The sequence below is a fragment of the Streptomyces sp. NPDC018019 genome, from assembly GCF_044327805.1.
In the GTDB taxonomy this organism is placed as follows: domain Bacteria; phylum Actinomycetota; class Actinomycetes; order Streptomycetales; family Streptomycetaceae; genus Streptomyces.
Genome location: NZ_JBIRGD010000001.1, coordinates 399,718 through 413,800, shown reverse-complemented (window position 1 = coordinate 413,800; position 14,083 = coordinate 399,718). Strand labels below are relative to the sequence as shown.

At 73.5% G+C, this 14,083-nt stretch carries 12 protein-coding genes; 8 read left to right on the top strand and 4 right to left on the bottom strand.

Going from position 1 to position 14,083, the window contains the following annotated elements:
- Positions 1-46 precede the first annotated feature (46 nt).
- Positions 47-1,252, top strand: coding sequence for an FAD-dependent oxidoreductase (locus ACH4FX_RS01960; RefSeq protein ID WP_398474233.1), 1,206 nt, complete (start codon positions 47-49; stop codon positions 1,250-1,252).
- Between the two features lie 119 nt (positions 1,253-1,371).
- Here ACH4FX_RS01960 and ACH4FX_RS01955 read toward each other — a convergent pair whose 3' ends face one another.
- Together ACH4FX_RS01955 and ACH4FX_RS01950 are read right to left on the bottom strand one after the other, a co-directional pair.
- Complete coding sequence (locus tag ACH4FX_RS01955; protein WP_398474232.1) at positions 1,372-1,986, bottom strand: TetR/AcrR family transcriptional regulator; 615 nt, start codon at positions 1,984-1,986, stop codon at positions 1,372-1,374.
- A 146-nt stretch (positions 1,987-2,132) separates the two neighbouring features.
- Positions 2,133-3,479, bottom strand: coding sequence for a MerR family transcriptional regulator (locus ACH4FX_RS01950; RefSeq protein WP_398474231.1), 1,347 nt, complete (start codon positions 3,477-3,479; stop codon positions 2,133-2,135).
- Between the two features lie 140 nt (positions 3,480-3,619).
- Between ACH4FX_RS01950 and ACH4FX_RS01945 the strand changes: the two genes are divergently transcribed.
- Positions 3,620-4,474: a MerR family transcriptional regulator gene (locus tag ACH4FX_RS01945; protein WP_398474230.1), complete on the top strand. Its 855-nt coding sequence runs from the start codon at positions 3,620-3,622 to the stop codon at positions 4,472-4,474.
- Positions 4,475-4,743: 269 nt separating this feature from the next.
- Here ACH4FX_RS01945 and ACH4FX_RS01940 read toward each other — a convergent pair whose 3' ends face one another.
- Entirely contained in the window at positions 4,744-6,036 is a 1,293-nt protein-coding gene (locus ACH4FX_RS01940) for a M20/M25/M40 family metallo-hydrolase (RefSeq protein WP_398474229.1), read from the bottom strand.
- Positions 6,037-6,424: 388 nt separating this feature from the next.
- Between ACH4FX_RS01940 and ACH4FX_RS01935 the strand changes: the two genes are divergently transcribed.
- The 4 genes from ACH4FX_RS01935 (at position 6,425) to ACH4FX_RS01920 (ending at position 10,773) form a co-directional block, all read left to right on the top strand.
- A complete protein-coding gene (locus ACH4FX_RS01935; protein WP_398474608.1) occupies positions 6,425-7,576 on the top strand; it encodes a low temperature requirement protein A in 1,152 nt (383 codons plus the stop codon).
- Positions 7,577-7,822: 246 nt separating this feature from the next.
- Positions 7,823-8,635: a L,D-transpeptidase family protein gene (locus ACH4FX_RS01930; protein ID WP_398474228.1), complete on the top strand. Its 813-nt coding sequence runs from the start codon at positions 7,823-7,825 to the stop codon at positions 8,633-8,635.
- 214 nt (positions 8,636-8,849) lie between these two features.
- Positions 8,850-10,034, top strand: coding sequence for a P1 family peptidase (locus tag ACH4FX_RS01925; protein WP_398474227.1), 1,185 nt, complete (start codon positions 8,850-8,852; stop codon positions 10,032-10,034).
- A 127-nt stretch (positions 10,035-10,161) separates the two neighbouring features.
- Complete coding sequence (locus ACH4FX_RS01920) at positions 10,162-10,773, top strand: YIP1 family protein (RefSeq protein ID WP_398474226.1); 612 nt, start codon at positions 10,162-10,164, stop codon at positions 10,771-10,773.
- A 68-nt stretch (positions 10,774-10,841) separates the two neighbouring features.
- Here ACH4FX_RS01920 and ACH4FX_RS01915 read toward each other — a convergent pair whose 3' ends face one another.
- Positions 10,842-11,153, bottom strand: coding sequence for a hypothetical protein (locus ACH4FX_RS01915; RefSeq protein WP_398474225.1), 312 nt, complete (start codon positions 11,151-11,153; stop codon positions 10,842-10,844).
- A gap of 264 nt (positions 11,154-11,417) precedes the next feature.
- Here ACH4FX_RS01915 and ACH4FX_RS01910 point away from each other — a divergent pair, with 264 nt between their 5' ends.
- A complete protein-coding gene (locus ACH4FX_RS01910) occupies positions 11,418-12,644 on the top strand; it encodes a CaiB/BaiF CoA transferase family protein (protein WP_398474224.1) in 1,227 nt (408 codons plus the stop codon).
- 99 nt (positions 12,645-12,743) lie between these two features.
- The gene (locus tag ACH4FX_RS01905; protein WP_398474606.1) at positions 12,744-13,997 is read left to right on the top strand and encodes an Ig-like domain-containing protein; all 1,254 of its coding nucleotides are present in this window, start codon (positions 12,744-12,746) and stop codon (positions 13,995-13,997) included.
- Positions 13,998-14,083: the final 86 nt, after the last annotated feature.

The following is a 14,083-nucleotide window of genomic DNA, read 5'->3' as shown; positions in this document are numbered from 1 at the left end:
CGCCCTCTGCACACCCCCGGTCCTCGATCCCAGGAGGAAAGAACTCATGTCTCCCGCCTCGTCGCACCACCAGGTCGTCATCATCGGCGGTGGCACCGCGGGCATCACCGTCGCCGCCCGGCTGCGCCGCGCCGGACTGCGCGACATCGCCGTACTGGAGCCGTCCGAGACGCACTGGTACCAGCCGCTGTGGACGCTGGTCGGCGGCGGCCAGGCGCCGCTGCGGGCCGCGCTGCGCACGGAGGCGGAGGTCATGCCGCCCGGTGTGCGCTGGCTGCGCGAGTCCGCCGCCTCGGTCGATCCGGCCGCGCGCACGGTCGGCACCGCCTCGGGGCGGACCGTCTCGTACGACCGGCTGGTGCTCGCCCCGGGGCTGAGTCTGGACTGGGACGGCATACCGGGCCTGGCGCAGGCCCTCGGCCACGGCGGCGTCTCCAGCAACTACCGCCCCGACCTCGCCCCGCTCACCTGGGACTTCATCCGCCGCACCAAGCGCGGCACGGCGCTGTTCACGATGCCGTCCGGGCCGGTGAAGTGCGGCGGCGCCCCGCAGAAGATCGCGTACCTGGCCGCCGACTACTGGCGCAAGCGCGGGGTGCTGGGCCGCATCCGTACGATCCTGGTGCTGCCCGAACCCGCCATGTTCAAGGTGCCGGTCTTCAACAAGGCGCTGGAGGAGACGGCACGGCGGTACGGCATCGAGGTGCGGCTCCAGTCGGAGCTGACGCAGGTGGACGGCGCCGCGCGGGAGGCGGAGATCGTCGATCACGCGACCGGCGAGAAGGAGACGATCCACTACGACCTGCTGCACGCGGTGCCTCCGCAGCGCGCGCCGCAGTGGGTGGCCGACAGCCCGCTCGCCGATCCGGCCTCGCCCTTCGGCTACGCCAAGGCCGACCGGGCGACGCTCCAGCACCCGGATTACCCGGAGGTCTTCGCGATCGGCGACGTCGCCAACCTGCCGACGTCCAAGACCGGCGCCGCGATCCGCAAGCAGGCCCCGGTCGTCGTCGCCAACCTGCGCGCCGGGCTGCGCGGCCGGCCCGCCACCGCCCGCTACGACGGCTACACGTCCTGCCCGCTGGTCACCGCCCGGCACAAGATGCTGCTCGCCGAGTTCGACTACGACCTGGAGCCGGCGCCGTCCATCCCGTTCATCGACACGACGAAGGAGCGTACGGACATGTGGTTCCTGAAGCGGTACGGGCTGCCGCAGCTGTACTTCAAGGGGATGCTCAAGGGGCTGGCCTGAGGGAACCGAAAGGCCGGCCTGAGAGGACCAAGGGCCGGCCTGAGCAGGCCGGGAGAGCGGGGGCGCCCGACAGCGCGCCCCCGCCTGCCGCGCCGCACGCCCCGTAACGCCGCCCCCGTCTACCCCTCGTCCGGCAGCAGCGCCCACAGCAGCGTCTCGAACTCCTCCGCGGTGGGCGGCTCCCCGGCCAGCAGGGCTTGCCGCAGCAGCCCGTCGTAGGCGCAGGTGAACAGCCTGATGCGCACGGGGTCCCGGGTGTAGAGCCGGGCGAAGCCGGCGAGCGCGTCGGACCAGCTGTGCGTCCGGCTGCGCAGCTCCGGGCGGCGGACGGCGAGCAGGAAGAGTTCGGACTCGGCGAGCAGCAGCCCGCGGTCCTCCAGGGAGCCGGCCATCAGGCGCGCCAGCATCCGCCGCTTGTCCCCGCGGGCGCCTGCCTCGCCCGGCCCGTCCACGGGGGCGGCGGTCAGCTGCCGCACCCGCTCGGCGTCCATTTCCATGGCACCGGTCAGCGCCGCGGTGAGCAGCGCGTCGACGTTCTCGAAACAGGATGTCGCGGCCGTGACGGGCAGCTGCGCCTCGCGGGCGACGGTGCGGTGGGCGACCCCCGCCGCACCGTCCCGTTCGATGACCCGCAGCGCGGCCTCGATCAGGGTCCGCCGCCGGCCCTCGTCCTGGGCCCGGCTCCCGGCCCCGCTCCCACCGGAAACCGGCTCGTGCGCCATCGGATCGTTCACAAAAGCTCCTGCGACGGTACGGCGGTACGACGGGTACGGGGCGGAGTGGTACGAGGACGGCACGGCGACGGGCGGGGACGGGGGGCGGCACAGGGGCGGAGGCCGTACGGTGCGCGCCCGTAGGACCATACCGGCGTACGTCCGGTCTAAGCCGCGGCCGACACGTCCGCCACCACGCAGCTCACATTGTCCGGCGCCCCCGCGTCATGGACCAGCGCCACCAGGTCCCGCACGGCCTGGCCGGGGTCCGGGGCCGTGGTCAGGACGCCCCGTACGGAGTCGGCGGGCACCACCGCGGACAGGCCGTCGGAGCACAGCAGGTAGCGGTCGCCGGGGCGCGCCTCGTGCAGGCCCACCTCCGGCTCGCAGTCGGCGCCGCTGCCCAGCGCCCGCACCAGGAGCGCGCGTTGCGGATGCGACTCGGCCTCCTCGGGGGTCAGCCGCCCCTCCTCGACGAGCGACCGTACGTGGGTGTGGTCGTGCGTGATCTGGAACAGCCCGCCGTCCCGCAGCAGGTACGCCCGCGAGTCGCCCACGTGGACGAGGGCCAGGTGGGAGCCCGTCCAGAGCATGGCGGTCAGGGTGGTCCCGGCGACGTCCGGGACCGGCTGGGCACCGGGACCGCTCCCAGCACCGGGACCACTCCCGGCCCCCGGACCGCCTCCGGCACCGGGACCAGCCCCGGCACCGGACTCGGCACCGGGCCCCGAACCGGATTCGGCACCGGGCCCGGCCGCAGCCGCCACCACGTCCCGTACGGACCGGTCCGCCTGCCGGACCGCGTCCGCCAGGGCGTTGAGGAGGTCACCGGGCCGCAGCGCCCCGCCGTCGAAGCTCTCCAGGCCGCGCAGTACCGCGACGGCCGCGGCCCCGGCGGACGCCCCGGCCCCGCCGAACCCGTCGGCCACGGCCAGCAGCCGGTCCCCCGCGTACGCCGTGTCCTGATTGCTCTCCCGGACCAGCCCGGTGTCCGAGCGGGCCGCGTAACGGATCTCCAGCCGACGCCGTGCCCGCGGCCCCCCTGCCGGTGTTCCCTCCGTCGCCCCCGCTGCGGTCGTGTCCACACTCGCGTCCATGCTCATGTCCATGCTCGCGTCCACGGTCGTGCCCTTCCTGCTCAGCTGGTCGACGAGGAAGGCGGCCAGTTCGCGACGGGCGGCGGTGTCGGCCTCGGTCTGCGCCCAGTACGCCGCCACCGCGTCGGCGGCCGGTCCCGCCGCCAGCCCGCACACGTCCCGGATACGGGCCAGCGGCATACCGAGCCGGCGGAGCCAGGCGACCAGCCGGGCACGCTCCAGCTGAGCGCTGCTGTACCGACGGTAACCACTGACGGGATCGACTTGCGCGGGCGGCAGCAGCCCCAGTTCGTCGTACAGCCGCAACGCCTTCGGCGAGAGCCGCGAAGCCCTGGCGAACGCCCCGATGCTCAACAACTCGCCGCCGGTCCCGCCCCGCCCGGCGCCCACCGGCTCCGTTCCCGCGTCCTTGTCCACCCGCTCACCCTCCTCGTACGGGGATGTCCCCCGCGGCCCCGAGCCTGGGTCTTCCCCCAAGGGCAAGGTCAAGTATCGGACCGGGCCGTACGAGGTGGCCGACTTGAACCCGACGCGACGTGAGGTTGCATCGTTGACGCATGACCACCGACGCCACCTGGAAGGTCGGGCAGCTCGCCGAGGCGAGCGGGCTGACCGTCCGGACCCTGCACCACTGGGACACCATCGGGCTGCTCAGCCCCTCCCGTCGCACCCCCGGCGGCCATCGCGAGTACACCGAGGACGACGCGGCGCGCCTCTACCAGGTGCTCGCCCTGCGTGGCCTCGGCCTGAGCCTGGAGACCATCGCCACCTGCCTGGACTCGGGGGTCGATCCGCTGCGGCTCGTACGGGACCACCTGGCGGGTGTCGAGGAGTCGCTGGCCGCCCTCGAAGCGCTGCGCGGGCGGCTGCGGCGGCTGGAGGAGTCGCTGGCGGCGGGTACGGCGCCGGAGACACCCGACCTGCTCGCGGCGCTGGAGGCGATCGGCGGCACCGGCCCGACGGCGGACCGGGCCCTGCGCCGCCATCTGGACGCGGACCAGCTCCAGGTCCTCGCGGCGCGGGGCGCGGCACTGGGCCCGGCGGCGCACTACCTGCTGGAGGTGGAGTGGCCGGAGCTGTACCGCCGGGCGGCCCGGCTGCACGAGGCCGGGGTGCCGCCCACGGACCGGCGGGTGCGGCGGCTGGTGGCCCGGATGGACGAGCTGGGCGTGCTGTTCAGCGGCGGTGACGCGGGCGTGTCCGCCGGGGTGCGGGCGGCGTGGCGTACGGAACCGGAGGCGATGGCGGGCGAAGCGGAACAGGCCGGTTCGCAGCCCGGTACGGGGGCTCATGCCTGGCGGGAGCTGGCGGAATACCTGGACCGGGCCCGTACCGGAACCGACGGCACCGCCCCGGCCGCCGGGACCGGCACCGGCACGGGGCCCGCACCCGGCGGCAACACACGCACCTGATACCCCACACATCACCTACACCTCACACACCTCGGACAACCTTCGCCCCTCGTACGCCCCACCCATTTCCGGAGAACCACCCATGCACTCCCTGACCCGCCGTCACCGCGCCCGTCTCGCCCTTACCTCCGTCCTCCCCACTCTGCTCACCGTCCCCCTGTGTGCCGTGCTCGCCGTGGCGGGAGTGCTGCCCTGGAGTGTGGCCCCGTCCATCGTGCTGGCCTTGGCCGTTCAGGCCGCCGTCGCGTACGTACGGTCGGGTCGCAGGCTCACCGGGCAGGGTCGAGGTGGCTCAGCGCCGCGACGGTGAGGGCCTCGACGCCCATGGTCAGCGTCGGCTGCTTGACCGGCGCGAAGTGCGGCGAGTGGTTCGAGGGGATGTCCTGGGCGAGCCGGCCGGAGGCCATGGCGGTGCGGAACTCGTCGGGTTCCCAGCCGCCGAGCCACCAGTAGTACAGCGGCGCCCCGGCGGCCGTGGCGATCAGTCCGGCGTCCTCGCTGCCCGCGGCCGGTTCGTAGGCGAACAGCCGCGGCGCGCCGAAGTGGTCCGTGAAGGCCGCGTTGACCTGCTCCAGCGTCCGGTCGTCGTTGCGGGTGACGGGGAACGTGTTCAGCACCTCCGTGTCCGGCTCCCGCGGCGCGCCGGAAGCGGCGGCCTCGGCCTTGGCGATGCGGTCGATGGCCGCCAGCACCTGGGTACGGATGTGCTCGTCGAAGGTACGGACGCTGAGCTGCACCACCGCCTGGTCGGGGATGACGTTGGGGGCGTCCCCGGCCTGGAAGGAGCCGACGGTGACGACGGCCCGGTCCTTGGCCGCGATCTCCCGGGCGACGACGGACTGGAGGCGCTGGACGAAGGCGGCGGCCATCAGGATCGGGTCGACGGCGGTCTCGGGGCGGGAACCGTGGCCGCCAGTGCCATGGAAGGTGATCTTCAGGCTGTCCGAGGCGGCCATACAGGCGTCGCGGGCGTACGCGATCAGCCCGGCCCCGAACGGAGCGACGTGCTGCGCGAGCATCACGTCGGGGGCCGGCACCCGGCCCTCGCCCGCATCGCCACCCGCGTCACCGGCCGCGGCGCCCCCGGCCCCGCCGAACAGCCCGTCGTCGACCATCGCCCGTGCCCCGTCGCCGATCTCCTCGGCGGGCTGGAAGAGCACCACCAGGGTGCCGGACCAGTGCTCCCGACCCGCCGCGAGCAGGTCGGCGGCGCCCACCAGACAGGTGACGTGCACGTCGTGGCCGCAGGCGTGCATGACACCGGGCACGGCGGAGGCGTACGGCAGGCCGGTGCGTTCGGTGACGGGCAGGGCGTCCATGTCGGCCCGCAGCAGGACGACCGGGCCGGGGCCGTTGCGCAGCACGCCGGCCACGCCGGTCCGGCCGATGCCGGTGGTGACCTCGTAGCCGTACGAGGTCAGACGGCGGGCCGCCTCGGCGGCCGTACGGGTTTCCTGGAAGCCGAGTTCGGGGTGCCGGTGGAGGTCTTCGTAGAGGGATTCGAGGTCCGCCATGCGGGCGTCGAGCGGGGCCAGTACGGTGTCACGCGCGCTATCGCTCATACGTAGCATTTGATCATGTAACGGACGTACGGGCGAGGCCCGGACCGGCCGTGGCGGGGCCGGAACACACCGGAAACCGCGGGCGTCGCGGCTGCTTCCTTACCTCACTCCTTTTCCGCTCCCCCCTTGCTCTTTTCCTACTCCTCTTCTCGCAAATTCCTTACCGGGAACGTGCGTTAAGCGCGAGAAGTTCCCGCGGCCCGCCAGACCGGCATTCCTCCGACCGGCGGGGTGCCCGCGCGTCCCGTGGCGGCCCGCCGCCGTGCGGGCTGTACTGAGACGCGCCTCTCGACACCGAGACGCAGCCCGCGACACGGCACAGGAGCAAGGAGCGCCGGATGAGCCGGATCGACAGGGCGGTCCGAACGAACCGTTCAGGCCGCCCATGATGGCCCGTATGAAGGCACGCGGCCGCTCCGAGGCGCACCGTGCCGCCACCCCGCTGGAACTCTTCTTCGACCTGTGCTTCGTCGTGGCCGTGGCCCAGGCCGGCCGGCAGCTCGTGCACGCGCTCGCCGAGGGCCACCCGGGTCACGGCATCCCCGGCTATCTGATGCTCTTCTTCGCCATCTGGTGGGCGTGGGTCAACTTCTCGTGGTTCTCGTCCGCGTACGACACGGACGACGCGCTGTACCGGGTGGTGACGCTCGTGCAGATCGCGGGCGTACTGATCCTGGCCGCCGGGGTGCCGCGGGCCTTCGACGGCGACTTCGCGGTGGTCTGGTTCGGCTACCTGGTGATGCGGCTCGCGCTGGTGACGCAGTGGCTGCGGGCCGCGCACGGCAGCACCGGCCCAGAGCGGACCACCGCGCTCCGCTACGCCGCCGGGGTGACGCTGTGCCAGGCCGGCTGGCTGGTCCTGCTGTTGTCGCCGGGCTCCGCCCGCCCGTGGGTGTTCCTGCTGCTGGCGGTCGCGGAGATGTCCGTTCCCACACTGGCCGAGCGCGGCCACCAGACCTCCTGGCACCCGCACCACATCGCGGAGCGGTACGGCCTGTTCGTCATCATCATGCTCGGGGAGACGGTGGCCGCCGCCACGGTCGCGGTGCAGTCCGCGGTGGACGAGCAGGAAGCGCTGGGTGACCTGCTGCCCATCGCGGCGGGCGGCCTGCTGCTGATCTTCGCCGCGTACTGGATCTACTTCGCGGTCCCCATCCACCTGCACCTCGCCTCCAACCGCCAGGCGTTCCTCTGGGGTTACGGCCATTACCTGGTCTTCGGGTCGGCGGCGGCGATCGGCGCGGGCATCGAGGCGGCGGTGGAGGAGTCGGTGGGCAAGGCGCACATCTCGGTCTTCGCGGCGTCCGCGTGCGTCACCGTGCCCGGCGCGCTGTTCATGTTCACCGTGTGGCTGATCCACTCCCGCCACCAGAAGCGCGACCTCGCGCAGCAACTGGTGCTGCCGGTGTCCTCCGTACTGGTCCTCGTCTGTACGTTCGCGGGGCACGCGGCGGTGCTGCTGGCCGGGCTGGTGGCAGCGGTGACGGTCGCGGTGGGCGCGACACTGACCGCCCGCCAGGGGCAAGCACTCGGAAACTGACCGTACGCCACCTCCCCGTACCCACGCCCCCAAGCCGGAACCCCAGGCCCAGGCTCCTCCGGGCCCCCGGCCCCCCCACTTCTGGCCAATGGTCCCCTTTCTTTCGGCCATTGGTCCGTCGCGGCGCATGAAGTCGCGAGGTGTGGTGCGGGACGTTTCCCAGGACGGTGTAGGGTGCGGATTGCCCGTTTTATGCCTACGACAGCCCACCGGCCCGGAGCCGACGGGCGAGGAGACGCCACGAACATGGCTGCCCGCCACGCCCAGCAACGCGGTACGCGAATAAGGATGACCCGGCGCGGCAAGGCCGTGAGCGGCCTCGCCCTGACCACGCTGGTGGGCACCGCGCTGTGGGCCTGGCCCGCCTCGGGCGACGACCACAACGGCCACCGGTCCGAGCAGGCCCGGCCGGCCCCCTCGGCGTCGGACGCGCCCGCGCACGCCGCCGCCGGATCCGTGTCGGCGCCCGTACCGCGTGCGATCCCCGGCCTGAGCGACGCCACCCGCAAGCAGATCCCGGCCGACTCCCGGCAGGTGCTGGTCGTCACCGGGCAGGGCGTGGACGCGCACGATTCCTCCGTCGTCCTCTACACCCGCGCGGAGAACTCCGACGACTGGCGGCCCGGCGCCCGCTGGGCCGCGCACAACGCGTCCCGGGGCTGGACCAAGGACCACCGCTACGGCGACCTGCGCTCGCCGGAGGGCGTGTTCTCGCTCAGCGACGCGGGCGGCAAGCTGCCGCCGCCGGAGGGCACCAAGCTGCCGTACGACCGCAACGACAGCTTCGTCGCGCACGGCACCGGCGTGGAGGGCGAGCCGCTGGGCGGCGCCTTCGACTACGTGATCGCCATCGACTACAACCGGGTCAAGGGCTCGTCCCCGCTGGACCAGCGGCGCCCGCTGGGGGCGGAGAAGGGCGGCGGCGTCTGGCTGCACGTGGACCACAACGGGCCCACGCAGGGCTGCATCAGCCTCAAACCCGAGGTGATGCAGGAGCTGCTGCGGACGCTCGACCCGGCGCAGCACCCGGTGATCGTGATGGGCCCGGCGGGCCACTGACCCACCACCCCGGCGGGCCACTCCCCCGCCGCGGCCCTGGCACCATCCCGGCGGGCCACTCACCGTCGTGGCCCTGTCACCTCCCCGGCGGAGCACCCCTCGTCGCGGCTCACACCGCCCCGGCGCGCTCCGCCCCGGCAGGGCCCGGCGGAGCCCGACGAGGTCCCCGCCGCGAACCATTCCGCCCCCACATCACCCGTGGTACGCATGTGCCATGGCCGACGACCCTCAGCAGTCGCACGACGCAGCCGCACCCCGCGCCGCCCACGCTTCCGCCCAGGCGGACCCGCAACGGCCCGGCCCCCGTGACGCCTTGACCGACGTCCGCGGTCTGCGGGTCGGCCACACGCAGCGCACCGGCGACGGGTGGCTGTCGGGCACCACCGTCGTCCTGGCCCCCGAGGGCGGTGCCATCGCCGCCGTGGACGTACGCGGCGGCGGCCCCGGCACCCGTGAGACGGACGCCCTGGACCCGCGCAACCTCGTCCAGCGCATCGAGGCCGTCGTCCTGTCCGGTGGCAGCGCCTTCGGCCTGGACGCCGCGTCGGGCGCGGTGGCCTGGCTGGAGGAACACGGCCGCGGCTACCGGGTCGGCCCGGACCCGGCGCAGGTCGTCCCCGTCGTACCGGCCGCGGCCCTGTTCGACCTGGGCCGGGGCGGCGACTGGCGGGCCCGCCCGGACGCCGCGTTCGGCCGCGCCGCCGCCGAGGACGCCGCCGGTACGGACCTGGGCGCACCCGTCGCCCAGGGCAACATCGGCGCCGGTACGGGCGCGCTCGCCGGCGGCGTCAAGGGCGGCGTCGGCACCGCCAGTCTGGTGCTGCCGTCGGGCATCACGGTCGCCGCGCTGGCGGTCGTCAACGCGGCGGGCTCGGTGATCGATCCGCGTACCGGGGTGCTGTACGGGCAGTACGGTGAGCTGAGCGCGGAGCGGATGCCCTCCCCCGGTGCGCACGCCGCCGCGCAGCGCCGCCTGGCCGAGGCCCTCGCCGCTTCCGAGCGCCGTTCGGCCGCTTCCGTACACCCGCCGCTGAACACCACCCTCGCCGTCGTCGCGACCGACGCCGTCCTCACCCGCGCCCAGGCCCAGAAACTGGCGGGCACCGCGCACGACGGCCTGGCCCGCGCGGTACGCCCGGTGCACCTGCTCAACGACGGCGACGCCGTCTTCACGCTCGCCACCGGCGACCGGCCGCTGGTGCCGGAAACGGCGGCGGCCGACCCGGTGTTCGGGATGCACGCGGAGGCCGGCGCGCTCAACGAGATCCTGGCCGCGGGGGCCGACGCGCTGACCCGGGCGGTGGTCAAGGGCGTCCTCGCGGCCGAGACGGTGGACACTCCGGGCGGCTGCTTCCCGTCGTACCGCGCCCTTTACCCGGACTTCGACCAGGGTCTCTAGACGAGCCTCTGGACGGACCACGCCCCAGCCCCCTGGCGGGACTTCGCCCGGACAGCGCCACGGACGTCGCCCCGGTCCGCCAACCCGTCGGAGCCCGCCGCCCGACTCCGGTGGTAGAAACGGCCATATGTCCGCGCCGCCGCCTCCCCCCACGCTCGTCCAGCCACCGCCCGGGAAGGACCCCGGCCCGCCGAAGCGGCGCCGGCTGTGGTGGCACCGTCTGGTCCTCGGGCTCTGGTACCGGCCGGTCGAGGTGATGGACGAGGCACGGGACCGCAGCGCCTGGAGTGCGGCCGTGCTGCTGTGCCTGGTCAGCGGCGCCCTCGGCATCGTCTCGGTGGACGCCTTCCGCAAGCAGTGGGCGCTGGACCAGCACCTCGCGCTGCAGCTGGCGGCCATCGCGGAGGCGGGCGTGCTGGCCGCCAGCCTCGCGCTGGGCGTGGTCACCCACGCCATCGCCCGCACGATCGGCGGCAACGGCCGGTTCGAGCCGACGGTCAGCCTGTTCATCGTGCTGTTCTGGGTCACCGACCTGCCGCGGCTGGCGCTGGCGACATGGCTGCCGCACGACTCCACCCTCGTGCAGGCCGTCGCCTGGACGACCTGGGGCTTCGGCTACCTGCTGGCCATACTGCTCATCCGGGGGCAGCACCACCTGTCCACCCTGAAGGCGGCCGTGGCGGTCGCGGTGCAGATGCTGGCGTCACTGGCACTGCTGAAACTGGGCCCGGTGCGCTGACGGCCACCGGCTGCCCGGCCGCCGACCACCGGCACCCGGCCCCGGTCCCGGTTTCGGCGCCCGCCGCCTCAGTGCCGCTCGTCGCCGTCCAGTTGCCGTACGAGCCCCGCGAACGCCTCCCGTTCGGCGGCGCTCAGCTCCACCCGCTCGGACGGCGGTCCGGCCGGGCCGGTCTGCCGCGGCACCGCGCGGAGCAGCGGTCCCGGGCCGCGCCCGCCCGGGAGCTCGAAGCGGTGCCGGCGCACGATCCGGGCCTGGCCCACGGCCCACCCGATGGTGACGGCGAGCAGGATGACCAGGCCGATCTGCTGGAGGAGCGAGACGGAGGGGAGCATGCGGTCCTCCAGGTCGGTGCGCGGGTCCGGGCCCCGTGCGGGCACCGGCGGGACGGATTCCAGTAGTAGACACCATGTCAGGGACCAACGTCAGGGGATTGAAAGGACTTACGTCCCACAAGTGATGTATCTCCCACACCTCCCCACCTCCCTCCCGCCGTCCCCACGCTTCACCCACACCCGGCGGCCCGTCCGGTACGCGCGGGACGCCCCGTCGCGGGCCCCCTCCACAGGACGCCCCCTTCCCCTCGCGCAAGATCGTCCACGAGCATGTCGGCACACCGCCCGCGCGACGTGAGGAGTACGCACGTGCCGCAGCCGACCGCCGTCCCCGGCACCGCCCAGGAGGCGCCCGCCGCGCCGAAGGCCCTGGACGGTGTCCTCGTCGCCGACTTCAGCCGCGTCCTGGCCGGGCCGCTGGCCGCCGCCACGCTGGCCGACCTGGGCGCCGACGTGATCAAGGTGGAGCGGCCCGGAACCGGTGACGACACCCGCTCCTGGGGCCCGCCCTTCGCCCCCGACGGCACGGCCGCGTACTTCGACGCCGCCAACCGCTCCAAGCGCGGCCTCGCACTGGACCTCGCCGACCCCGAAGACGCGGCGGCGGCCCGTGAGCTGGCCCGCCGGGCCGACGTGCTGATCGAGAACTTCCGGCCGGGCGCGCTCACCCGCTACGGCCTGGACCCGGCGGCGACCACCGCCGCCCACCCCGGTCTGATCCACTGCTCGATCACCGGCTTCGGCTCCGGAGCGGGCGCGCGGCTGCCGGGCTACGACTTCGTCGTCCAGGCCGCCGGGGGCCTGATGAGCATCACCGGCGAACCGGGCGGCCCGCCCCTGAAGGCGGGCGTCGCGCTCGTCGACGTCCTGACCGCCAAGGACGCCGCCACCGCCGTCCTGGCCGCGCTGCGCCACCGCGACCGTACGGGGCAGGGCCAGCACGTCGAGGTCAACCTGCTGTCGTCGCTGCTCGGTTCGCTGGTCAATCAGGTGTCCGGGCAGCTGGCCACCGGCCGCGACCCGGGCCCGATGGGCAACCGGCACCCGAGCATCGCCCCGTACGAGACGCTGGCCTGCCGGAACGGCGAGCCGCTGGCCGTGGCGGTCGGCAACGACCGGCAGTTCCGGGCGCTGGCGCACGCGCTGGGCGCGCCGGCGCTTGCCGACGACGAGCGCTTCGCGCGCAACCAGGACCGGGTGCGCCACCGCGCCGCACTGGTCAGGGAACTGGAGGGACGGCTGGCCGCGGACACCCCCGCGGCCTGGACGGAGCGGCTGAGCGCCGCGTCCGTCCCCTGCGGGCCGGTCAACACCGTCGGTGAGGCGCTGCGGCTGGCCGAACGGCTCGGCCTGGAGCCGGTCGTGCCGGTCGGCGCGGACCGGATACCGCAGGTGCGCAGCCCGCTGCGGCTGTCCGCGACGCCGGTCGCCGCCCCGTGCGCCCCGCCCGCCCTGGACGAGCACGGCGGCCCGTTGCGCGCCTGGCTGTCCGGCCCGGCCGACGCTCCCCTGCCGCCCTCGACACTCCTGGAGTGACGTTCATCACAACAGTGTCGGGAGTGCAACCAAACCCGTCCGTAGTTGCTGTTTACCAGCACTGACTGACAACACCCCTGCATGGAGCAGCCCGTGACAATGCCGGACAACACCGCGCCGCCCGCACCGTCCCGCACCCGCCGGCTGCGTCGCGGACTCGCGGCGGCCTCCCTCCTCGCTGCCGGTGCCCTGGCCCTGTCCGCCTGCGGCGGCGACGCCTCGGCCGGGGGCAAGGACGGCAAGGACCAGGCCGGCGCGGACGCCGCGGCCGCCAAGGACGCCTCCTCGGCGAAGATCTCGGTCACCTCGAAGGACGGCGCCACCAACGCCAGCATCAACGAGACCGGCGTCAAGGTCAGCGGCGGCAAGCTGACCGACGTCAAGCTGGTGCAGGTGGACAACGGGGCGACGGTCAAGGGCTCGATAGCCGCCGACGGCTCCTCCTGGAAGCCGTCGGTGCAGCTGGAGCGCGGCACCAAGTACAAGCTGGTCGCCAACGCCAAGGACGACAAGGGCCGGGCGGCCACCGAGAACGCCACCTTCACCACCGTCTCCTCGAAGAACAGCTTCATCGGCTCCTACACGCCGGACGGCGGCAAGACCGTCGGCGTGGGCATGCCGGTGTCGTTCAACTTCGACAAGGTGATCACCAACAAGAAGGATGTGCAGTCGCACATCACGGTGACCTCCAGCAGCGGCCAGAAGGTCGTCGGCCACTGGTTCGGCGCGCAGCGCCTGGACTTCCGTCCGCAGGAGTACTGGAAGGCCGGTTCCAAGGTCACCCTCAAGATCGACCTGGACGGCGTCAAGGGCGGCCAGGGCATCACCGGTGTGCAGTCCAAGACGGTGACCTTCACCATCGGCCGCTCGCAGGTCTCCACCGTCGACATGAACACCCAGACCATGACGGTGGTGCGGGACGGCAAGACGGTGAAGTCGATCCCGATCTCCGGCGGCAGCGCGAAGAACCCGACCTACAACGGTCAGATGGTCATCTCCGAGAAGTTCGCCCAGACCCGGATGGACGGCTCCACCGTCGGCTTCGGCGGTGAGTACGACATCAAGGACGTCCCGCACGCCATGCGGCTGTCCTCCTCCGGCACGTTCATCCACGGCAACTACTGGGGCAGCCCGTCGATCTTCGGCCGGGCCGGCACCAGCCACGGCTGCGTCGGCCTCCAGGACAACAAGGGCGGCGGCGGTGACACCCCGGGCAAGTGGTTCTACGAGAACTCGCTCATCGGTGACGTCGTGGTCGTCAAGAACTCGCCCGACAAGACCGTGAAGCCGGACAACGGCCTCAACGGCTGGAACATGTCGTGGAGCGAGTGGCAGGCGGGCAGCGCGGTCTGATCCCGCCGCGCCCCTGCGGCCGGGAGGCGCGCCTCCTGCCGTGGGAAGGGCCTGATACGACGACGGTGGCCGGTCCCCGCGGGGGC

Excerpts from the sequence above, each read along its gene's own strand:
- ACH4FX_RS01920 (WP_398474226.1), top strand. The coding sequence starts at position 10,162 with ATGTCCGCGCCGCCGCCTCCCCCCACGCTCGTCCAGCCACCGCCCGGG.
- ACH4FX_RS01930 (WP_398474228.1), top strand. The coding sequence starts at position 7,823 with ATGGCTGCCCGCCACGCCCAGCAACGCGGTACGCGAATAAGGATGACC.
- ACH4FX_RS01940 (WP_398474229.1), bottom strand. The coding sequence starts at position 6,036 with ATGAGCGATAGCGCGCGTGACACCGTACTGGCCCCGCTCGACGCCCGC.
- ACH4FX_RS01925 (WP_398474227.1), top strand. The coding sequence starts at position 8,850 with ATGGCCGACGACCCTCAGCAGTCGCACGACGCAGCCGCACCCCGCGCC.
- ACH4FX_RS01945 (WP_398474230.1), top strand. The coding sequence starts at position 3,620 with ATGACCACCGACGCCACCTGGAAGGTCGGGCAGCTCGCCGAGGCGAGC.
- ACH4FX_RS01960 (WP_398474233.1), top strand. The coding sequence starts at position 47 with ATGTCTCCCGCCTCGTCGCACCACCAGGTCGTCATCATCGGCGGTGGC.
- ACH4FX_RS01935 (WP_398474608.1), top strand. The coding sequence starts at position 6,425 with ATGGCCCGTATGAAGGCACGCGGCCGCTCCGAGGCGCACCGTGCCGCC.
- ACH4FX_RS01905 (WP_398474606.1), top strand. The coding sequence starts at position 12,744 with ATGCCGGACAACACCGCGCCGCCCGCACCGTCCCGCACCCGCCGGCTG.